The sequence below is a fragment of the Geomobilimonas luticola genome, assembly GCF_018476905.1.
Taxonomy (GTDB): Bacteria; Desulfobacterota; Desulfuromonadia; order Geobacterales; family Geobacteraceae; genus Geomobilimonas; species Geomobilimonas luticola.
Genome location: NZ_JAHCVK010000007.1, coordinates 1 through 20,388, shown reverse-complemented (window position 1 = coordinate 20,388; position 20,388 = coordinate 1). Strand labels below are relative to the sequence as shown.

Annotated in this window: 15 protein-coding genes and 2 pseudogenes; 9 read left to right on the top strand and 8 right to left on the bottom strand. The window is 58.3% G+C overall.

The features are described 5' to 3' along the window. Nucleotides 1–36: 36 nt before the first annotated feature. Together KI810_RS13290 and nadC are read right to left on the bottom strand one after the other, a co-directional pair. A complete protein-coding gene (locus KI810_RS13290; protein WP_214176054.1) occupies nt 37–1,050 on the bottom strand; it encodes a biotin--[acetyl-CoA-carboxylase] ligase in 1,014 nt (337 codons plus the stop codon). Continuing rightward, a complete protein-coding gene (gene nadC / locus KI810_RS13285; protein WP_214176053.1) occupies nt 1,047–1,877 on the bottom strand; it encodes a carboxylating nicotinate-nucleotide diphosphorylase in 831 nt (276 codons plus the stop codon). The genes KI810_RS13290 and nadC overlap by 4 nt, the downstream gene beginning before the upstream one ends. Nucleotides 1,878–2,097: 220 nt before the next feature. Between nadC and KI810_RS13280 the strand changes: the two genes are divergently transcribed. Both KI810_RS13280 and KI810_RS13275 read left to right on the top strand, forming a co-directional pair. Next, nucleotides 2,098–3,393 carry a GGDEF domain-containing protein gene (locus tag KI810_RS13280; RefSeq protein ID WP_214176052.1) on the top strand — a complete coding sequence of 432 codons (1,296 nt, stop codon included), beginning with the start codon at nt 2,098–2,100 and terminating at the stop codon, nt 3,391–3,393. Next, nucleotides 3,390–3,890 carry a hypothetical protein gene (locus tag KI810_RS13275; protein WP_214176051.1) on the top strand — a complete coding sequence of 167 codons (501 nt, stop codon included), beginning with the start codon at nt 3,390–3,392 and terminating at the stop codon, nt 3,888–3,890. The genes KI810_RS13280 and KI810_RS13275 overlap by 4 nt, the downstream gene beginning before the upstream one ends. A 13-nt stretch (nt 3,891–3,903) precedes the next feature. Here the strand turns inward: KI810_RS13275 and KI810_RS13270 are convergent, their stop codons facing one another. Continuing rightward, entirely contained in the window at nt 3,904–4,449 is a 546-nt protein-coding gene (locus KI810_RS13270; protein WP_214176050.1) for a DUF4124 domain-containing protein, read from the bottom strand. A 156-nt stretch (nt 4,450–4,605) separates the two neighbouring features. Here KI810_RS13270 and KI810_RS13265 point away from each other — a divergent pair, with 156 nt between their 5' ends. Further along, nucleotides 4,606–5,628: a cytochrome c3 family protein gene (locus KI810_RS13265; protein ID WP_214176049.1), complete on the top strand. Its 1,023-nt coding sequence runs from the start codon at nt 4,606–4,608 to the stop codon at nt 5,626–5,628. A gap of 81 nt (nt 5,629–5,709) precedes the next feature. Here the strand turns inward: KI810_RS13265 and KI810_RS13260 are convergent, their stop codons facing one another. The 5 genes and pseudogenes from KI810_RS13260 to mutL all read right to left on the bottom strand — a co-directional run. Beyond that, on the bottom strand, nt 5,710–7,029 hold the full coding sequence (locus KI810_RS13260) for a DUF512 domain-containing protein (RefSeq protein ID WP_214176048.1): 1,320 nt from the start codon (nt 7,027–7,029) through the stop codon (nt 5,710–5,712). Nucleotides 7,030–7,113: 84 nt separating this feature from the next. Continuing rightward, nucleotides 7,114–7,338: an RNA chaperone Hfq gene (hfq, locus tag KI810_RS13255; protein ID WP_214176047.1), complete on the bottom strand. Its 225-nt coding sequence runs from the start codon at nt 7,336–7,338 to the stop codon at nt 7,114–7,116. An 11-nt stretch (nt 7,339–7,349) separates the two neighbouring features. Beyond that, the gene (gene miaA, locus KI810_RS13250; RefSeq protein ID WP_246525661.1) at nt 7,350–8,213 is read right to left on the bottom strand and encodes a tRNA (adenosine(37)-N6)-dimethylallyltransferase MiaA; all 864 of its coding nucleotides are present in this window, start codon (nt 8,211–8,213) and stop codon (nt 7,350–7,352) included. Nucleotides 8,214–8,283: 70 nt separating this feature from the next. Then, a pseudogene (locus KI810_RS17685) lies at nt 8,284–8,871 on the bottom strand (DNA mismatch repair MutL family protein); the annotation flags it as partial. A 230-nt stretch (nt 8,872–9,101) separates the two neighbouring features. Then, a pseudogene (gene mutL / locus KI810_RS17680) lies at nt 9,102–10,098 on the bottom strand (DNA mismatch repair endonuclease MutL); the annotation flags it as partial. Nucleotides 10,099–10,435: 337 nt separating this feature from the next. On the opposite strand from mutL, the gene KI810_RS13240 reads away from it, so the two are divergent. From KI810_RS13240 to KI810_RS13215, 6 genes are all read left to right on the top strand, one after another. Continuing rightward, on the top strand, nt 10,436–10,825 hold the full coding sequence (locus KI810_RS13240) for a roadblock/LC7 domain-containing protein (protein WP_214176044.1): 390 nt from the start codon (nt 10,436–10,438) through the stop codon (nt 10,823–10,825). Nucleotides 10,826–10,832: 7 nt separating this feature from the next. Next, the gene (locus KI810_RS13235; RefSeq protein WP_214176043.1) at nt 10,833–11,423 is read left to right on the top strand and encodes a DUF8082 domain-containing protein; all 591 of its coding nucleotides are present in this window, start codon (nt 10,833–10,835) and stop codon (nt 11,421–11,423) included. A gap of 16 nt (nt 11,424–11,439) precedes the next feature. Further along, the gene (locus KI810_RS13230; RefSeq protein ID WP_214176042.1) at nt 11,440–12,654 is read left to right on the top strand and encodes a cache domain-containing protein; all 1,215 of its coding nucleotides are present in this window, start codon (nt 11,440–11,442) and stop codon (nt 12,652–12,654) included. A gap of 115 nt (nt 12,655–12,769) precedes the next feature. Further along, nucleotides 12,770–14,725, top strand: a complete 1,956-nt coding sequence (locus KI810_RS13225; protein ID WP_214176041.1) for an ATP-binding protein — start codon at nt 12,770–12,772, stop codon at nt 14,723–14,725. Between the two features lie 327 nt (nt 14,726–15,052). Next, on the top strand, nt 15,053–16,708 hold the full coding sequence (locus KI810_RS13220; protein WP_214176040.1) for a PfaD family polyunsaturated fatty acid/polyketide biosynthesis protein: 1,656 nt from the start codon (nt 15,053–15,055) through the stop codon (nt 16,706–16,708). Next, nucleotides 16,705–20,388, top strand: a 3,684-nt coding sequence (locus tag KI810_RS13215) for a type I polyketide synthase (protein ID WP_214176039.1), incomplete at its 3' end; no start/stop codon positions are given. The genes KI810_RS13220 and KI810_RS13215, both read left to right, overlap by 4 nt.

The following is a 20,388-nucleotide window of genomic DNA, read 5'->3' as shown; positions in this document are numbered from 1 at the left end:
AGCTCTCCTTACTCATCAATCAAGCACCGTCCTCGCTCAGACAAGTGTCACGTCACCGGCCAGAACCCTCTCCACGCAGCCGTCATCGAGGGTGAGGAGAAGCGCTCCGTAGTCGTCTATACCGGTCGCAACCCCCGCAACGACGCTGTCGCGATAGGAAACGTGCACCCGCCGACCGATCATCCCACAGCGAGCAAGCCACTCGTCCCTCACGACCCCATAGTCGCCGACCAGAAAAGCCGCATACAGGCTGTCCAGAGCTCGGATAAGGGCGCGGGTGAATTCCTTGCGATCGACGGCTCCGCCGGTTTCCATGCGAAGGGACGTCGCAGGGGACCGCAGGTCAGCGGGGAACTGACCTGCATCCATGTTGATGTTGACCCCTATACCGAGAATGATGAAATTGACCTTCTCTGTTTCGGCCCCCATTTCGTTGAGAAGCCCTGCAACCTTGCGTCCCGACAACAGCACGTCGTTGGGCCATTTGATGGTGGGGACGAGCCGGGTGGTCTCCTCGACGGCCCTTGCCACGGCAACGGCGGAAAGAAACGTCATCTGGACGGCCTGCAACGGCAGGATGGCGGGACGGAGAATGATGGAACAGTAAAGATTCATCCCCGGCGGCGATTCCCAGCGCCGGCCCATCCGTCCCTTCCCCCTGCGTTGGGACTCGGCGAGGACCACCGTTCCTTCCGGTGCCCCTTCTTCGGCCAGTTTGAATGCGGTTTCGTTGGTGGAGTCAGTCTCGCGAAAGGAAATGATCTGCCGGCCGATCCTCTCCGTCATGAGGCCTACCGCGATCTCCGCCGGCAGAAGGAGATCGGGCACGGCAACGAGCCGGTACCCGACGGACGGCACCGCCTCGATACGGTACCCCAGATCCTTCAGGCTCTTGATATGCTTCCATACCGCTGTGCGGGAGACCTTGAGCCTGCTGCTCAACTCTTCGCCCGACACGATACCGCCGGGGGTCGCCCGAACTATCTCCAGAATGCGCTGGTCAATGGCCTTCTCGTCCCTGGCGTCATGCCGGAGAAAATCCTCTTTCACGCCCCCTCCAGCAGCATGGAAATGTCCATTGCCCGTGCCGAATGGGTCAGGGCGCCCACGGATATGATATCGACGCCAGTTCCGGCGATGGAACGGATGGTGTCGAGGTTGACACCGCCGGAAGCTTCCACCAGCGCCCGGCCATCAATGAGGCGCACCGCTTCTGCCATGGTGGGCAGGTCCATATTGTCGAGCATGATGATATCCGCAGCCGCGGCCAGTGCTTCACCCACCTCGGCAAGGGACTCCGTCTCTACCTCTATTTTCATGGTATGGGGGATGTAGGCCCGTGCCCTGCGGACAGCTTCGGCGATACCCCCGGCCGCGGCAATGTGGTTTTCCTTGATGAGCACCCCGTCGTAGAGGCCGGTCCGGTGGTTGATTCCTCCTCCGACCCGAACGGCATACTTGTCGAGCACCCGGAGACCTGGTGTGGTCTTGCGTGTATCGACCACCCGTGCCCCTGTCCCTTCGACAGCAGCAACATAACGTGCGGTGAGGGTGGCAACTCCGCACATTCGCTGTAACAGGTTGAGCGCTACCCGTTCCCCCTGGAGAAGCACGGCAGCCTTACCGGCTATTTCGGCAAGCACATCCCCCGGTTCGAGATGGTCACCATCCCTGAATACCGGCGTAAAAACCACGGCGTTGTCGAGCAGGTGAAACACCCGCGCCGCCACGTCTATCCCTGCCAGGACCATCGCCTCCTTGGCGATGAGCCGGGCACTGGCGGCCCGAGGCTCGGGGACAACGGCAAGCGTCGTGATGTCGCCGGTGTGGATGTCCTCCAAAAGCGCATTTTCAATTATTCTGTCCAGACCCGTCATAAGAAAACTCCAACTCTCCTGAATCGCACCTGTTTATAACACAGCTTTGGAACGGTAGCAACCGCTAATCAAGGCTCCACGTGCGAAGAACGAACGTTTTCACAGGGAAAACAGGGAGGGTTTTCTGAAGGTTGACTAAACTCCGGGGCTGAACTACAATGCCTTGCATGACGTTTACCCGCATATCACCTCTTCCGGGATTACCTTAAGGCCGCAACCAATGAGACTTACCCTGGTACAGAAGCTCGTTGCCGGATATGCCGCCATAGCATTTTTCACCATGGCGGCGCTGGTTTATTCGGTAATGGGACTCTATTCGCTCAATACGACCGCCCGTGACATTGCCAACAATGATCTGGTCTTTATCAACACCGCCATAAAACTGCGGGAATCGGTTCTTGCGCAGCAACGGGCAGCGGTAAAGGGAGCGGTACTGAACAGCCCCGAATTCAAAACGCTTTACCAGGAACGGGCAGATGAATTTCAGCACCTGCTCCTTAATCTGACGGCAACCCAGAATCCGGACGAATTGAAGCCGATAGTTGGAAGTTATGTGGGGTTCAAACGGTCAGCAGAACAACTGCTCGGGGGGGACAAAAACAGCGCGGTACAACTCAACAGCGCTGCTGACCGGGTTGTCGATGCCATCGACGCCAGTGCCGCCAACCGGCAGGCTCAGCTCAGCAGCAAACTGAAGGCTGCAGACCAGAAACAGGGGCGGACGGTGCAATGGACCCTGATCCTCTCCTTTACCGGCTTTCTGCTTGCAATCATCGTGGCGACTCTCGTCACCTACAAGATTTCCAAGGCGTTCACCAAGCTGAAGAAAGCCACGCACCGCATTGCCGAAGGGGATTTCGACTTCGACCCCCGAATCCCGGCCGGCGATGAAATCGGCGAACTGGCCGGCGATTTTGTCAGAATGGCCTCCCGGCTCAAGATATCGGAGCAGATGAATCTCGATGCCAGCCCCCTCACCAGGCTGCCGGGAAACATCGCCATCGAACGTGTCCTTACCCGCAGACTGCAAGGGCCTGAGCCGTTTGCCGTCTGCTATGCAGACCTGGACAACCTCAAGGCCTATAACGATCACTACGGCTACATACGGGCCAGTGACCTGATTAAGACCACGGGTGAAATCATCCATGAAGTGGTCCGGAAACATGCGGGAGAAGATGCGTTCGTAGGCCATGTGGGAGGGGACGATTTCGTGATGGTGGTGTCCGTCGAAGAGGCCGCTGACGTCTGTGAAGCGATCATCGGCCAGTTCGGCAGGGCGATCGTCAGCTATTACGATCCGGTGGACCTGGAGAGAGGGGCGATCGAGGCAGTGGACCGCTACGGCGTACCGCGCGTATTCCCGATCATGACCATCTCCATTGCGGTTGTCATCTGCGGACAAGGGGAATATGAATCGGCGGTGGAAATAGCCAGGGCCGCGGCAGAAATGAAGGATTACGTGAAGGGACAGCCGGGAAGCAACTACCTGATGAACCGGCGCAGACACAATCGATGAGAAAACTCGCTCTTGCACTCCTGCTCGCCCTGGCGACAACCGGTTGCGCCACGTTACAAAACGGCAACTTCGGGTTCATCAACTATTTCAGCCAGCAACGCAAACTGGCTGCTGCTGTCGATCAGATGGAAAGCGGCAATGGCACGGCAGCCGCGGATATACTGACAGCACTCTGTGCGGAAAAAGGTGTGGCGGGTGTTACCGACGAGGCACTGTTTCGATTGAGCCTTCTGCAACTGAAACCAGCGGGGGAAAAGGATTACCTGCAGGGTCAGCAGACCCTTGAACGCCTCCACAAGGAGTATCCGAAAAGCCCGTGGACCATGCAGTCCGTCCAGCTCCTGGACCTGGTCAACGCCGCCAACGAACAGCGTCGCCAGAACCGGAGCCTGAGAACCAACAATCAGCTGCTGAACAAGGAAAACAAGGAACTGCGCCAGAACCTGGAGCAGTTGAAGCACCTTGACCTTCAACTGGAACAGAAAACCAAGCCCTGACCCTCCCCCGCCTTTACTGCCGCCAATCCTGTGGCACCCCGGCCTTCCCGGCTTCGTCGTCGAGGGCGCTGAGTCTGTCCTGCACCTCTTTCAGCTGAGCCTCGTCACTCTTGATTTCTGCCTCGAGTTGGTTGTAAGCGACCCTATCCCGCGTCCGCTGATAGATTATGCGCTTGCGTTTCAATTCCGCGAGCTTGTCCCGCTTTTCGGCAAGGGAGCTCTCGATCGCCTTGATCCCTTGGCGAAGGGAGGCATACTGTCCGCGCCACCACCCCTGGCCGTGGCCACCATACACCATCACGGACGGTGATGAGGGGGGGGGAGTTTTGCCGGTCTGCTGTATCAACGGTTCTAAGCCTCCGGAGGATGGAACCGCCCCCTCCTCGCTCCGGATCGACTCCCGCTCCCTGACCTTAGTGCGATACTTGGCAGGAACCTTGTCAAGGTCATCCGTAAAGTTCACCACTCCCTTGCTGTCAGTCCATTCATAGGTTTCACCCCACGATGGTCCCGCCACCCCCATAGCAGCAATTATGAGAACCAAGCTAATCCTGAGCATAAGTGATTCCTCTCGTCCGATGTGAAGGTGTTTCTTCTAACCCCGCTCCACTGTTAGCTTCACTGCAATATTTGAATTGACGTCTCAACACCGCGTGTGTATAGTACTGCGGTTGTATTTACCCGGAAAACAATTCGACCTGCCAAGGAGAATGCCATGAAGTCGCGTTTCACTATGCTTGCAGTGCTTGCTACCCTCCTCCTGACCGTCGTGACGTACGCCAAGGAAACCAAGGACATCCAGTTCCGTTTCAACAACGCTGACCCGGTGGTATTCAGCCATGATGTACACCTCAATAAATATAACAACAATTGCCGGATTTGTCACAATGCCATTTACAATTTGAAGCAGCGCAAGAGCTTCACCATGGCGGAAATGGAAAAAACCAAGTCGTGCGGTGCCTGCCATTCCGGCATCAAGGCCTTCAGTGTTGCCTCCGAAAAGGATTGCACCCGTTGCCACAAAGGCAAGCCCCGGAACGTCAACTTCAAGGTCAAGGGTTTGAGTGAGGTGGTCTTCAGCCACGATACGCATATCGCCAAGACCGGCGGCAAGTGCAAGAGTTGCCACAACGGCAAGGTGATCACCGGCAAGGAAAAGAACGTCACCATGGCGCAGATGGAAAAGGGAAAGACCTGCGGTGCCTGCCATGACGGGAAAAAAGCCTTCACCGTGGCCGGCAACTGCGGCAACTGTCATCGCGGCATGAAGCCGCAGAACGTCAATTTCAAGGTGAAGGGAATCTCCGACGTAACCTTCAGCCACGAAATCCATACCGGCATGTACAGCTGCAAGGATTGCCACACCAAAGTATTCCCCTACAAGGCGGGCGCCGTTCACAACACCATGGCAGACATGGACAAGGGTAAATCATGCGGCGCCTGCCACAACGGCAAGGACGCCTTCACCTCAGCCGGCAGCTGCGAGAAATGCCACAACAACTTCAAGCCCGGCACGGTGACCTTCAAGACCGATGCGGGCGAAGCAAAGTTCAGCCACGAAATCCACACCAACATGTACAAGTGTGCCGACTGTCACACCAAGGTATTCCCCTTCAAGGCCGGCATCAAACCCACCACCATGGTCCAGATGGAAGGTGGCGCATCCTGCGGCGCCTGCCACAATAACAAGGACGCCTTCACCGTCAAGGAAAACTGCGAAAAGTGCCACAAAATGTGAGGGCAGTTGTTGATCAGTACAAGAAAGGCGGGGCCACAGAGCCCCGCCTTTTTCCATTCTGTGCGTCGGGGCAACAATGCCCTATCTCCCCGCTAAAGCTCCGTAGATTCCGGCAGGAGTCGATTCCACCACGACGGTCCGCACCTGGAGTGACTCTTCCAGTTCGTCAATCGTGAGATCATCGAGAAATACCCCCTCCCCTTCCTTGATCATCACGTCGGGAATGAGCACAAGATCCCCCAGATCAAGATCTGCCAGGGCGGCCAGGATGTCGCGTCCTGCCACCAGTCCGGCAACTGTCACACTCTCGCCAAACAGCCGGTTCGCTACCGCAATGGTCCGGAACGTGACCCCCGTTATCTTCCCCAACTCAACGAGAAAAAGTGAAAGACAGGAATAGGCCGACTCCCCCGTCACCACGGTCACGGTAAGGGGAGAGGAGGATTCTGCTGCAGCCAGCACTTCTTTCCCTTCTTCCAAGAAGAGGGGCACCATGCCGACGCCGTTTTCAAGCTGGGGCAGGTCGCCATACGTCTCCAGGGGGGGGAATTCCCGTCCGGCCTTGATGTAGAACTCATCGGCGAGATACAGGAACGGCTCTCCGAGCCGATCGGCAATATCCAGGGCACGAGCCTGCCAGTGGGTGATGAATTCATCAGCATACGCGGACGTTACCGGTTCGATCAGGGGAAGCCCCTTCCGGTGCCGTGTCAGTCCAACAGGCACCACCGCCAGAGACGCAACCCGTGGATGGAGCGCTACCATGTCCGCCACCGTCCGTTCGAGCACGGCACCGTCATTGAGTCCCGGGCAGAGGACCACCTGGGTATGCATGCTGATGCCGGCAGATGCCAGCTCTTCCATGATCGGCAGAAGGGGCTTGATTGCAGTGTTGCCGAGCAGGGTCTCCCGCACGGCCGTTTCGGTGGCATGCACCGAAACGTAGAGGGGGGAGAGGCGTTGCTCCTTGATACGCGCAAGGTCGGATGACGTTATGTTGGCAAGGGTGACGTAGTTCCCGTACAGAAAGGAAAGGCGGTAATCCTCGTCTTTCACGTAGAGGGGAGAACGCATGCCGCGGGGCAACTGGTGGACGAAACAGAAAACGCATGTATTGCCGCACCGTTTCGGAACGGGTGTCGGCAAGATAAGCCCCAGCGGCTCCCCCTCCCCGCGCTCCACCGCCATTTCCCACTCCTCGCCGTTCATCTTGACGATTTCCAGGGTCAGTTCGGTCTCCGTGGAGAGGTAGGTGTAATCGATGATATCCCGTACCGGTTTGCCGCTTATGGCAAGCAGACGGTCGCCGGCTTTGATCTCCAGCTCGGCAGCAATGCTGTCGGGAAGCACGCACTCGATGGTCAGGCCGGTATGCGTGGGGGAAGAGTTCGTGTTTTTCATGGGAAAATGTCCCGGCTTAAAATGCCGATAGGGGCGCCCTTGCGGGAACGCCCCTATTGATTCTGCAGCTGAAATGAGCTGAATTTACTGATGGAGCTTGAACGTGCCGTCCGCCGAGGTAATGGTCGAAATCGCATGCTTGTAGATGAGAATGTCGCCGTGGATTTCCATCAGTACGGAGAAATTGTCGAATGATTTGATGTACCCTTCCATCCTGTCGCCGGACATGAGCTGCACAACCACTTTCACCCGCTCCTTGCGGGACTGGTTGAGATACTGGTCCTGAATGTTGAACGGTGCTTTTGCCATCTCCCTCTCCTTTATCCATAAAATTCCATCACATGGTTACAAATAGTAGCAAAACTGTCGGGATAATCAACCCAATTAATTTCATTGTCCCGCTTGAACCAGGTCAACTGACGTTTTGCATAGTGCCGCGTATCGCGCTTCATGAGACGAGTGGCCTCCGTGAGGTCGCAATCTCCTGCGAGAAAGGCACAAACCTCCTTGTATCCGATGGACCTGAGAGCTTTGAGATCAGGGGTCAAGCCGCGGGCCAGAAGGGATTGCACTTCCTCCACCAGGCCTTCCCCGAGCATCTTCTCCACCCGGAGATCGATGCGCCGGTACAATTCCTCCCGCTCCACCTTGATACCGAGCTTCAGGGCATGATAGACGGATTCGGAGAAACCATGGGCGGAGCGGTCCACCGAGATGGGGCGGCCGGTCAGCCGATGGGACTCCAGTGCCCGGATGATACGCACCTGGTCATTGGGATGAAGACGTGCCGCCGAGGCCGGGTCTACTTCCGCCAGACGCCGCAACATCTCCTCCTTCCCCACTCTGCGCGCCATCGCTTCAAGTTCCTGTCGGACTTCCCCCGCACCGCTCGGTGAATCGACCAATCCCTGCACCAGCGCCTTGATGTAGAGACCGGTACCCCCCACCACGAAGACCTTTCTACCGCGACGGACTATGTCGTCGATGGCCTGCCGTGCAGCTCCCTGGAAATCCGCCGCCGAAAAAGGTTCGTCCGGTTCGACAAGGTCGATGAGGTGATGGGGAACCTGCCGGCGAATTTCTCGTGAAGGCTTGGCAGTGCCGATGTCCAGACCGCGGTATACCTGCAGGGAATCGGCATTGACGATTTCGCCGTCAAATTTCCTGGCCAGCTCCACCGCCATCTCGCTTTTTCCGGAAGCGGTCGGTCCGAGGATGATCACGAGTCTTGGTTTGTCACTTGCTCCAGACACGTCATCCCCTCTTGAAGAGTCGCTCGATCTCGGCAAGGGTCAGGGTGCGGCTGACCGGACGGCCATGGGGACAGTTGCTGGAAAAATCGGTGGCGTCCATCTGGGCAAAAAGAGCCGCTATTTCGTCGTGGCCCAGTGGATGGACGCCCCGCACTACGCTATGGCATGCCAGCCTGGCGAGGATATCCTCCAGAGAGTCGGCAAAGGGACGGCTCTTGCCGAGGCTCTGAAGTTCCTCCACGACATCCCGGAGTATCCGCTGGTAGTCGCCGCCGATCAAGAGACGCGGCACCCCTTTGAGCAGCCAGGTCGTTCCGCCAAATTCCTCGAGTTCATAGCCGAGCCGGGCCAGATCTGCGCGATATTCACTCAGCACGGCCCTTTCCCGAAAAGTGAATTCAAGCGTCTCGGTGAAGAGGAGTCCCTGTGATTCCACGCCGCCGGCGGCAAACTGCGCCTTGAGGCGCTCAAAGGCGACCCGCTCGTGGGCTGCATGCTGATCGATGAGCACCAGATCAGTTGCGTCCTGGCAGACGATGTAGGAGCCGTGGTACTGGCCGATAATGGCAAGGGATGAAAAATAGCCGGACTTTGAAGCTGCCGCGTGCTTGTAGTCAATGATGTCCGGGACAGCAGGCGGTCGCGGCACAGAATCCCGCCCCCCGCGCTGTACCGGCGGGGGGGCGGGAAAGCTTCCCTGGCGGAGTGGAGGCGGCTGGTAGCGGGTCAGCGCCTCCCGCACGCTTTCAATCCTCCCAGAGTTCACGGGCGGGTCCGGCCTCGTGCCGCTAAACGGCGTGACCGGATCGCGTCCTTTCCCCAGCCAGGGAGTCGGGCGCAGGACTGACTCCACTGCCGCCATAATACCGTCGTGAACCCTCGCCTGCTCACGGAAACGCACCTCATGCTTGGTGGGGTGCACGTTGACATCCACTTCGCCCGGAGGAAGCCCGATAAAGAGCACCACCACCGGATAGCGCCCCCTTTCGAGAAAATTCCGGTATGACTGGAGAATTGCGTGCTGGACGACCTTGTCACGGATGAAGCGGCCGTTGATGAAGGTATAGAGATGGGAAGCCGCTGATCTGTTGCAATCGGGGCTGGCAACCAAGCCGGAGACCGAGAGGGGGCCGTCGATGAAATCGACCGGATACAACGCCTTGCCGATGGTACCCCCTAACAGGGACGTCACCCTCTGGAGCAGGTCGCCCGGCAACAGGCGGAAAACGGTCCGGCCGTCGGCAATATAGGTGAAACGGGTCTGGGGGCGGGAAACGGCAAGACGGGTCAACAGGTCACCCACGTGCCCCGCCTCGGTCTCGCTGCTCTTCATGAATTTTAGGCGGGCCGGCGTGTTGAAGAACAGGTTGCGCACGGTTATGACGGTACCGACCGCCATGCCGCATGACTTGACTTCCTTGATCCGTCCCCCCTCGGCGTAGATTTCGGTTCCTTCGATCTGCGCCGATTCCCGCGTGGCCAAGGTAAAGCGTGACACCGACGCGATGGAGGGAAGGGCCTCGCCACGAAAGCCGAGTGTCGACAGACCGAACAGGTCGGCATCCGTCGCGATTTTGCTCGTGGCATGACGCTCCAGCGCGAGCAGCGCATCCTCGCGGGTCATGCCGCAACCGTCATCGCTCACCTTAATCAGTTTTCTCCCCCCCTGTTCGATCTCCACCACCAGATCACCGCAACCGGCATCGAGGGCATTCTCAACCAGCTCCTTGACCACCGAGGCGGGGCGCTCCACCACCTCGCCGGCAGCGATCTTGTTGGTCAGATTTTCGGGAAGAATTCTGATGCGGGGGGACACGGGCAACCTCGACGGAGAGCTCTACAACTGATGGGTAGCATAATGTATTCCCCCGCAGTTTGTAAAGGAGATAGACCGGAGACGACTAAAGGATAAGCCGGCGTATGCTCCTGTGCAGGAATGGGCACGGCATCTTTTCGGGAGCACGTTTATTTCTGGGTTCAAGTTACTGAAGACTCTGTAATTCCGCATGAACGCCTTATCTACGAACGATATTTGGATTGACATAACTTCAGCAGATGCTAGAATTCGAACGATAATTTACCTGAAATATTGCCTTTTCTCTGAATTGCTTTCCCTAGCGTCATCAACACACAGCCAGCCACGAGGACTTACCATGGCCGAGCAAAACTCAAATCCCCCCGAAAGCACGGAAAGTGCAGCGCCGGCGCCTCAGGCCGCACTTCGCCAGAGCCTTGAGAGGCTGCTGAAGGTTCCCGGCGTAACCCTGGCTGTCATGTCCGACCAAAACGGCATACCGCTGGACGACCAGGATGACCGTGGCCAATCGCTCGCTGCACAGGGAAAAGTGCTTATGGAGGGAGCGATTCTGGCGGGAAAAACGATGGGGGTGGGCGAAAGCAAGAGCGTCGCCGTTCATGACCACAACGGACGCATGCTCGTCTATACCCTGGACGCCCGATACCTGCACATTTCCGTCACCAAAGACGTCAAGCTGGCACTGGTGGAAGCCGCAATCAGCAAAGTACTCGCGACAGGGAGCTAGAAGCATCATGCGGGATATGCTGCAGAATATAAACAAGGTCGAAGGTGTTATCGGCAGCCTGATCAGCACGGCCGATGGCGAAAAAACGGTCCATGCGTTTCCGCCTCTCTTCGATGGAGAGCACATACGGAAACTATCGACAACCATGGCCGACACCATCCGCCAGTTACCCGTGGCCAGCACGCTCGAACTGCTGGAGATGCGCTACCAGGACGGGAAGATCGTCACCAGAAAGCTGCGGGGAGGATTCCTCACCCTTCTGTGTACAAACGACGTGAACATGTCGCTCCTTAACATATCCCTGAACGTTGCCAAACCAAAACTGGAAATCCTCCTGGCCGAATCCGCCACCATCTCCCCGAATCCCGATGTGTCCAGAAACCTGGCGGAGCGCATGAACAAGCTGAAAGTCGCTTTTATCCGCCAGGTTGGACCGGTGGGCGAATACCTTTTCGAAGAAAGTATTAAAAAGCTGGGAACCGCCGCGTTTCAGGATGACGATGATCTTGTCGACCTGGTTGACCTCCTGAAAGACGAAATCGAGAGCATCGTCGGCAAAACTGAATTCATCAATGAATCCATAACGATTCTTTCGTAAGGGAGGGTTTACCATCGTGACAGGAAAGAAACTGACCCCGACCGGCACCGAATTGCCGAAAACCCTCTTGAAACAACAGTTGCGCACCAGCATACGGGGGAAAATCCTGGGAACCCAGGTGCTCATCGTCGTCGTCTTCGCCGCCATCGTTGTCTACTTCTTCCAGCAGAACCTGCGCATAAACGCACATCAGGCAATCCGGAACACCCAGGGGATCTATAACAGCATCCTGGCGAACGACACGAAGATGCTCTCGGCGGCGCTCAACACATTCGTGAACGACCAATCCTACAAACTGCTCTACGAACGACATGACAGGGGCGCTCTGGCCACAGCCGCGGAAAATCTCTACAAGACCAATCACGACAATTACGGCATAACCCATTTCTACTTCATCGATAACGACGGCACCTGCTTTCTTCGCGTCCATAAACCGGAGCTCTTCGGGGATCCCATCGACCGCCTCACGTTTCTCAAGGCAAAAGAGACCGGAACCGTGGCGAGCGGACTGGAACTGGGGAAAACGGCCTTTGCCCTGCGGGTCGTGGCACCCTACCTCCACAACGGCATGCGCATCGGGTACGTGGAATTCGGCGAGGAGATTGACCACTTTGACCAGATCGTCAAGAAGGAAACGGGGAGTGACGTGGCGGTGCTCATCGACAAGACGCTCCTTGACGAAAAGAGCTACCGGCAAACCCGACTGACCATGGGGCAGAAGGACGACTGGGATGATTTGAAGGGATATGCCATGGTGAGCACTACCTTCGATAACCGGACATTCATTGCCAAAAGTGTGTTCAATGAACAAGAAGTGCGTACGGTCGAAGGACCGACCTTTCTCGGTACCGTCGCACTTGAAGGAAAGAGCCTCATGAAGGGGGCATTCCCCCTGCACGACATGACCGGCAAAAAAGTCGGTGTGGTCATGGTTCTGAGCAGCATCCAGGAACAGGTCCGCCACGAGAGACTGGCCCTCATCATCCTGCTCATCGCCGGACTCATGCTGTTCGCCGTATCGTTCATTTTTACCTACCGCCATCTCAAGACCGCAATCATCACCCCCCTCATCGAACTGTCGGAAACCGCCATCGACATAAGCATGGGGAATATGGACAAAAACCTCGAAACCAGTCGTACCGACGAAATCGGCATGCTGATCCGTTCTTTCGAACGGATGCGGGTAAGCCTTAAGAAATCGATGGAAATACTGAACCGTCGGGGCAGGTAAGAGACCCAAAGTGCCTGTGCACAGATTCTTCGCTGGGTCAATTCGCCGAACTCAAGGGAAACTTGTGATTTTCAGCCGCCCGTCGACATTTATTTTTCAAGTTTTCTGCGGGACAATGCTGTCTCTGCTGTTTCTTGCGGGACCCGCTTCGGCCACGGTGCATGTCCGTGCCGGCCTTGAACAGAACCCTCCCCTTTCCTTCACGGACAGCACGGGAAAAGCTTCCGGCCTCCTCGTGGAACTTCTCGATCACGTGGCCGACAAGGAAGGCTGGCAACTGGAATTTGTACCCGATACCTTTGACCGGTGCCTGGAAAAACTGAAAAACGGTGACATCGATCTCATGGTCACCATCGCCTATTCAAAGGAACGGGCCGAACTGTATGATTTCAACCAGGTAAATGTCATCGCTAACTGGGGTCAGCTTTATTCGGCCAGAGGGGTCAATATCCAGTCGTACTTCGACCTGGACGACAAGCGCATAGCGGTCATGACCGGCGACACCCATCACAAGGCCCTGCGAACCATGCTGGAGAAATTCGGCATTAAGGCTACCTATCTCTCCTTTGACAACTTCGACGGCGTCTTTAATTCCCTCGCAAAGAAAGAAGCGGACGCCGGAGTGGTCGGACGCTTCTACGCTCTCAAAAACGAAGACAAATACCAGGTCCTGCCCACGCCGGTAATTTTCAATCCGATTGAAGTTCACTACGCGGTCGCCCAAGGGAAAAACAGGGCACTCATCGACACGTTGGACTCGCACCTGGAACTAATGAAAAATGACCGTCAATCCGTGTATTACCAGGCTCTGGACAGATGGCTCGGGGTGACAGGCAAACGGGGAATCATTCCCGGGTGGGTTAAAGCCACGCTCGCAGCTGCGCTCGGCATTCTTCTCACCATGGGTGCATTCAACCTTCTTCTGCGCAAACAGGTCAGATCGCGCACACACCACCTCGAACAGGAGATATATGAACGCAAACTGGCGGAAGAAGCCCTCCAGGCCCAGTTCCTCAAAACCCGCACGATCTTCGATTCCATCAATGCAGTGGTATACGTCGCCAGCCTGGAGGACAACAAGCTTCTCTACCTGAACAAACAGGGCAGACTCATCTTTGGCGAAGACTGGCAGGGTAAGACCTGTTATCAGTTATTTCGGGCAGAACAGACGGATGCCTTTCCGTTATCCGCGAAAGAAAGGCTCATAAAGGACGGCATCCCCCAGCCCCCTTGTGAATGGGAATTCTGGGATCCGGTTTCCAGCAGATGGTACCAGTGCACAGATCGCGCGATTACATGGAGCGATGGGCAACTGGTACGCCTCATCATCGCCTTTGATATTTCCGACCATAAAGAGCTGGAACGGACCAAAGACGAGATGATCTCGGCAGTGAGTCACGAGATGCGCACTCCCCTAACGGCAATGCTGGGGTACCTTGAGCTGGTGATCAACAGCGACATCCCCCTCGACCAGTTGAGGCAGTTTGTCCGCACCGCACACACCGAAGCTGAAAGGCTCTATGAAATAATCGACAACTTCCTGAGCATTCAGCGGTTCAATGCCCGCAATCTCTCCACGCCCCATAAGGGACCGGTCAATATCGCATCGCTCATAAGGGAAACGGTGGCCCTCTTCGGATCATCGTTTCCCACGCATGACATCACGACCAGCTCACCGCCAGACCTTCCACTGGCATGGGGGAACGCGGAAGATCTCCATCGCGTACTCAACAACCTTGTATCAAATGCCATAAAATATTCGCCGAACGGCGGCAAGGTCAGCATCACCACCAGCAGGGAAGACGATACCGTGGTAATAGCCGTTCGTGACGAAGGAATCGGCATTCCGTCCCATGCCCTTGAGCGGATATTCGAACGTTTCTACCGTGTGGACAACTCCGATTCCCGCACCTTCGGCGGCATAGGGCTTGGACTTGCGCTGTCGAAGGAAATAATGACAGCCCACAGCGGCCGCATATGGGTGGAAAGCGCCCCGGGGAAAGGGAGCACCTTCTTTTGTTCCCTGCCGGTCGTACAGGATACACCGCATGATGCCGAGCCAGCGGGTTAGGCAAGAAAACACGTCCCCTCGATGGCTCAGGATACTCCTTTCCTGCCCCATCCCTGCCCCAGAACCTGTCATTCTGCAATCACAAGAATTCAATGGTTCACAGAGATGAGAAACTTCATTGCGTTCTTGTCTTGCATTTATTGAAAAATTCGGCTAAAAATCATCTGTTAAACCCGGTGCCAGTGATACGTTTACCTGCTCGTCTCCTCACCGAAACAACCGCATGCCGGGCAGCCCCATACTCCCTAATCCCTGTCCGCCAGTAAGTCCGTATCAATTAAACACGCCACCTTCTCGACGAAATTGTCACAAAGACTGGAGTTATCGTTGGATCAGTTTCTGCAAAGGGTAACCAGTGCAAGTCAGTCCGGGCAATCCGGCCTCGGATGGTGGCGCCCTGCCCCCGATCTTCCCTTCGTACCGCCGGAAGAGCTTGGAACTGCGCTTCGCAAGGTCGGCCTTCCCGTGTACGTGGTGTCCGACAAGAAATCGGTCGCCGTGCACTCCCGCGGAACTGCCAAACTCGGCGGTGAGCAGCAGGATTCCCTCCCCCTTCTCGGGTATGCACCCCCCTGCCTGCCGGAAAACCTGGGAGATTCTGGCTTCTGCGCGGATATGGGCATTCGTTACCCCTACCTTGGCGGCTCCATGGCCAAGGGGATAAGCTCTGTCGCCATGGTTGAGGAACTGGGCCGCGCAGGGATGCTCGGCTTCTTCGGCGCCGCTGGTCTCCCCTACGCTGAGGTTGAGACCGCCATCGACCGACTCGCCGGCAGTGGCGTCCCCTACGGGGTCAATCTGATCCATTCGCCCCATGAGCCGGACCTGGAAAAGGCTCTCGCCGAACTTTACCTGCAGAGGAACGTGCGCCTGGTGGAAGCGTCGGCCTTTCTCGACCTGACGCTCCCCCTCGTCCGTTACCGTCTCCACGGCATCCATCGCCTCCCCGACGGCTCCATCGTAACTCCGAACCGGATCATCGCCAAGGTCTCCCGGGAAGAGCTGGCAGTCAAATTTTTCTCTCCGGCTCCCGAATCGTTTCTCCGCGAACTGGTTGCGGGGGGTGAACTTACCGGCGAGCAGGCTGAACTTGCCGCCCGGATTCCCCTGGCCGGGGAAATCACTGCCGAGGCGGATTCAGGCGGGCACACGGACAACCGACCGGCCATCGCTCTTTTCCCCACCATACAATCTCTGGCCACCCGTCTCGAACGACAGCACGGTTACGACTGCCGGCTCCGGGTAGGCCTTGCCGGCGGCATTTCCACGCCGGCGGCAGCGGCGGCAGCCTTTGCCATGGGCGCAGCCTACATCATGACCGGTTCCGTGCACCAGGCGTGCATCGAATCGGGCACCTCTCACCAGGTACGGGAAATGCTCGCCGGCACCCGCCAGGCGGACGTGACCATGGCCCCCGCAGCCGACATGTTCGAAATGGGAGTGACGGTACAGGTTCTCAAGCGGGGAACCATGTTCCCCATGCGGGCAGCCAAACTGTATGAACTGTACCGAAGTTACGGCTGCATGGAGGATATTCCCGCACCCGAACGGGAAAAGCTGGAAAAGACTCTTTTCCTCGCCCCGCTGACCGACATATGGCGCGACACCCGGGCCTATTTCCAGCAGCGTGACCCACGCCAGGCCGAACGGGGAGACCGTGACCCGAAACATCGGATGGCCCTGGTCTTCCGCTGGTACCTGGGTCAGGCGGCTCACTGGGCCAAAGACGGCGAGCCGTCCCGCAAAATCGATTACCAGGTGTGGTGCGGACCCGCCATGGGAGCCTTCAACGAGTGGGTAGCCGGAACGTACCTGGAAAATCCTGAGCGCCGCACCACCGTCTCCGTCGCTCTCAACATTCTTTACGGTGCCGCAGTTTTCACCCGTGTGAATTTTCTTCGGAGTCAAGGCATGCAACTACCCCCCGAGGCCTTGCGGATGGAACCGCTCGAACTTGCACAGATCAAGGAGTACCTAAGGTGAACAAGGAAGAAGGAAAACCGGAAATCACTACCGGCGGATCACCGCTGGCCATTATCGGCATCGGCTGCCTCTTTCCCGGGGCCGAGGACCAGAATACCTACTGGGCAAACATTCGTGAAGGGATCGATGCCGTCACCGACATCCCTTCGACCCATTGGCGCACGGCGGATTACCACGACCCCGACCCCAAGACCGCAGACCACACCTACGGGAAACGGGGGGGCTTCCTCTCTCCCTTTCCGTTCAACCCTATTGAATTCAACATCCCCCCCAACACCATGGAGGCGATCGACACCTCCCAGCTTCTCGGTCTGGTGGCCACCGGCCAGGCGCTGAAAGACGCCGGCTACGGACCGGAAAAGGAGTTCGACCGGAACAGGGTCAGCGTCATCCTCGGTGTCACCGGCACCCTCGAACTGGTGATCCCCCTGGGGGCCCGGCTGGGACATCCCATCTGGAAAAAGGCCATGAAAGAAGCAGGGGTGGACGATGCCGCTGCCGAAGACGCGGTGCAGCGCATTTCAGACTCCTACGTTTCCTGGCAGGAGAATTCCTTCCCCGGCCTCCTCGGCAACGTGGTTGCGGGAAGGATCAGTAAACAGTTCGATCTGGGGGGAACCAACTGCGTCGTGGATGCGGCCTGCGCCAGTTCGTTGAGCGCTCTCCATCTCGCATCCATGGAACTGGACTCCGGCAAGGTCGACATGGTGGTCACCGGCGGAGTTGACACCTTCAACGACATTTTCATGTATATGTGCTTCAGCAAGACCCCTGCTCTCTCCCCGACCGGCAACGCCAAGCCGTTCGACGCGAGCGGCGACGGCACCATTCTCGGCGAAGGACTGGGAATCGTTGTCATCAAGCGGCTGGCCGATGCGGAACGTGACGGCGACAGGATCTACGCCGTGATTCGCGGCATCGGCTCTTCCAGCGACGGCAAAGGCGATGCAATCTACGCCCCCAGCGCCGCTGGCCAGAAGAAAGCGCTCCTGAACGCATACCGGCAGGCCGGCGTCGCACCGGAGAGCATCGAACTGATCGAGGCACACGGAACCGGCACCAAGGTGGGAGATGCCGTTGAAGTCTCCGCACTGCGCCAGGTCTACGGCGAAGCGGACACCCCCTGGTGTGCGCTCGGCTCGGTCAAATCCCAGATCGGCCACACCAAGGCGGCTGCCGGTGCGGCGGGACTCATCAAGGCGGCGCTTGCTCTGCACCACAAGGTCATCCCTCCGACCATCAAGGTCGAGAAACCGCTGGACGAAGTGACCGCGGGACCAACCCCCTTCTACATCCCCACAGAAAAGCGCCCCTGGATTCCCCGGGCCGGAGGTCCCCGCCGGGCGGCGGTAAGCGCCTTCGGCTTCGGCGGCTCCAACTTCCATACGGTTCTGGAAGAGTACCGCCCAAAAAAAGAGACCGTCGACTGGGACGGCGACACCCAGATCATCCCTTTTTCCGGGGCCGATGTGTCTACCCTGGAAGCCGCTCTCGGTACGATTCCGGCCGACATATCCTGGAAGGAACTCCGTGGCAGGGGTGCCGCTGCACGCGCCGTCTTCGACGGCAATGCCCCCTGTCGCCTGGCACTGGTCGTCGAGCGTGACAGGACGAACCTTGCCGGGCTCCTGGCAAACGCCCAAGCCATGCTCCGCAAAAATGCCGCCGACCGCTGGAATACGCCCGATGGTGCCTGTTTTTCCCGGACCAGTCCGGGGAAACTGGGGATGGTGTTCCCCGGCCAGGGTTCCCAGTATACCGGGATGCTCCGCGACCTCGCCTGCCGTTTCCCCCAGATGATCGACAGCCTGACCGCCGCGGATGACGGGCTGGTGTTTCCCGACAACATGCGCCTGTCGGACAGGATCTACCCCGTTCCGGCATTCGATTCCGCGACACGGGAACGGCAGGAGGAACTCCTGCGCGCCACCGAGGCGGCCCAGCCCGCCATCGGCGCGGTGAGCCTCGGTGCCCTGCGGATACTGGAATCATTCGGTGTCAACCCGGATGCGGTTGCCGGGCACAGTTACGGCGAGCTGACCGCCCTCAGCGCCGGCGGTCATTTTGACGAAGCTGCCCTGCACTGCCTTTCCCGCCTCCGCGGCCGCCTCATGGGCTCCGGTGCGGGCGACAAGGGAGGAATGCTGGCCGTTCCTGCACCCCTGGCAACGGTGGAGCAGATACTGGCCGAGGAAAAGATCGATCTCGTCATTGCCAACCGGAATGCCCCTGCCCAGGCCGTCCTGTCCGGCAACAGCGCCGAAATCGACCGGGCCGCGACCATTTTTGCCAGCCGCAAACTCACGTGCAAACGACTGCCGGTTGCGGCTGCCTTCCACAGCGCCCTGGTTGCCGATGCCGCCGCACCATTTCTGGCCGCGCTGGCCGACATCGAGCTCTCTCCGGGGACGCTGCCGGTCTACGCCAACACTACGGCTGCCACCTACCCCACTGATCCGGCTGCCGCGAAAGAGCTCCTCGCAGGCCAACTGGCCAAACCGGTTGAGTTCGTCGCGGAAATCGAGGCGATGTACGCCGCCGGCATCCGCACCTTCGTCGAAGTCGGTCCCGGCGCCCGCCTTTCCGGTCTGATCGACGCTATCCTCGGCGAGCGCGACCATGCCACTGTCGCCGTCGATGCCTCCTCCGGCAGACGCGCCGGCATAGCCGACCTGGCGCGCACCCTTGCCCAGTTGGCCGTCCTCGGTCACAACGTCCGTCTTGCCGCGTGGGATGAATCGTACCACCCCCCGGTATCATCCACGACAAAGAAGCCCGCCATGACCATCCCGCTCTGCGGAGCCAACTACGTGCAGCCCAAACCTGTCCGGCCACCGGTGGCACCCAAGCCGGCCGTCGCAACCGTTTCACCCGCACCCCAGCCTGCCGCTGCACCCACGGCAAACACGAACACCTCTATCGGTGCAGTTCCGTCTTCCACTCCGGCCGCTACCTCGGGCATGCTCGCCGAATCGCTCCGGGTAACGCGGGAAAGCATGGCATTGCTGCAGAAGATGCAGGAGGAGACTGCCATGCTGCACCGCCGGTTCCTGGAAGGGCAGGAAACAGCGAGCAGAACCTTCCAGGCACTTCTGGAAAGTCAGCGCCAGATCCTCATGGGAGGTGGGGCCGTTGCTCCGCCTGCACCATTCGCCTCCGTCCAGCTGACCGCCACGGCAACCCCGCCTCACGTGGAGACGCCGCTCGAACCGGCAGCTACCGTAGAAACTGTCCAAGGAACTAACAATACGACTACGACTCATAGGTCTTATACGCCCCATGTGTCCCATAGTGGCACGGCAGACAGTTCGGACCGCGTTGCCGAGACCCTGCTGGCGGTGGTGAGCGAGAAGACCGGCTATCCCGTCGAGATGCTCGACCTGGACATGGGTATGGACGCGGATCTGGGGATCGATTCCATCAAGCGGGTCGAGATTCTTTCCACTCTCCAGGAGCGCCTCCCCGGCTCGCCAGCCATCGGACCCGAACACCTCGGGACCCTCCGCACCCTCGGTGAGATCGCCCGGCACCTGGGCGCCGGTGCCGCACCTTCAGCCGTGGCCGTTCCTGCACAGCCTGCCGCCAACAATGTTGCCGAGACCTTGCTGGCGGTGGTGAGCGAGAAGACCGGCTATCCCGTCGAGATGCTCGACCTGGACATGGGTATGGACGCGGATCTG

Coding starts and splice junctions, on each gene's coding strand:
- KI810_RS13260 (WP_214176048.1), bottom strand. CDS start 7,029: ATGAAAAACACGAACTCTTCCCCCACGCATACCGGCCTGACCATCGAG.
- KI810_RS13235 (WP_214176043.1), top strand. CDS start 10,833: ATGCGGGATATGCTGCAGAATATAAACAAGGTCGAAGGTGTTATCGGC.
- KI810_RS13265 (WP_214176049.1), top strand. CDS start 4,606: ATGAAGTCGCGTTTCACTATGCTTGCAGTGCTTGCTACCCTCCTCCTG.
- KI810_RS13225 (WP_214176041.1), top strand. CDS start 12,770: ATGCTGTCTCTGCTGTTTCTTGCGGGACCCGCTTCGGCCACGGTGCAT.
- nadC (WP_214176053.1), bottom strand. CDS start 1,877: ATGACGGGTCTGGACAGAATAATTGAAAATGCGCTTTTGGAGGACATC.
- KI810_RS13275 (WP_214176051.1), top strand. CDS start 3,390: ATGAGAAAACTCGCTCTTGCACTCCTGCTCGCCCTGGCGACAACCGGT.
- KI810_RS13270 (WP_214176050.1), bottom strand. CDS start 4,449: ATGCTCAGGATTAGCTTGGTTCTCATAATTGCTGCTATGGGGGTGGCG.
- KI810_RS13280 (WP_214176052.1), top strand. CDS start 2,098: ATGAGACTTACCCTGGTACAGAAGCTCGTTGCCGGATATGCCGCCATA.
- hfq (WP_214176047.1), bottom strand. CDS start 7,338: ATGGCAAAAGCACCGTTCAACATTCAGGACCAGTATCTCAACCAGTCC.
- miaA (WP_246525661.1), bottom strand. CDS start 8,213: ATGGCGGTGGAGCTGGCCAGGAAATTTGACGGCGAAATCGTCAATGCC.
- KI810_RS13240 (WP_214176044.1), top strand. CDS start 10,436: ATGGCCGAGCAAAACTCAAATCCCCCCGAAAGCACGGAAAGTGCAGCG.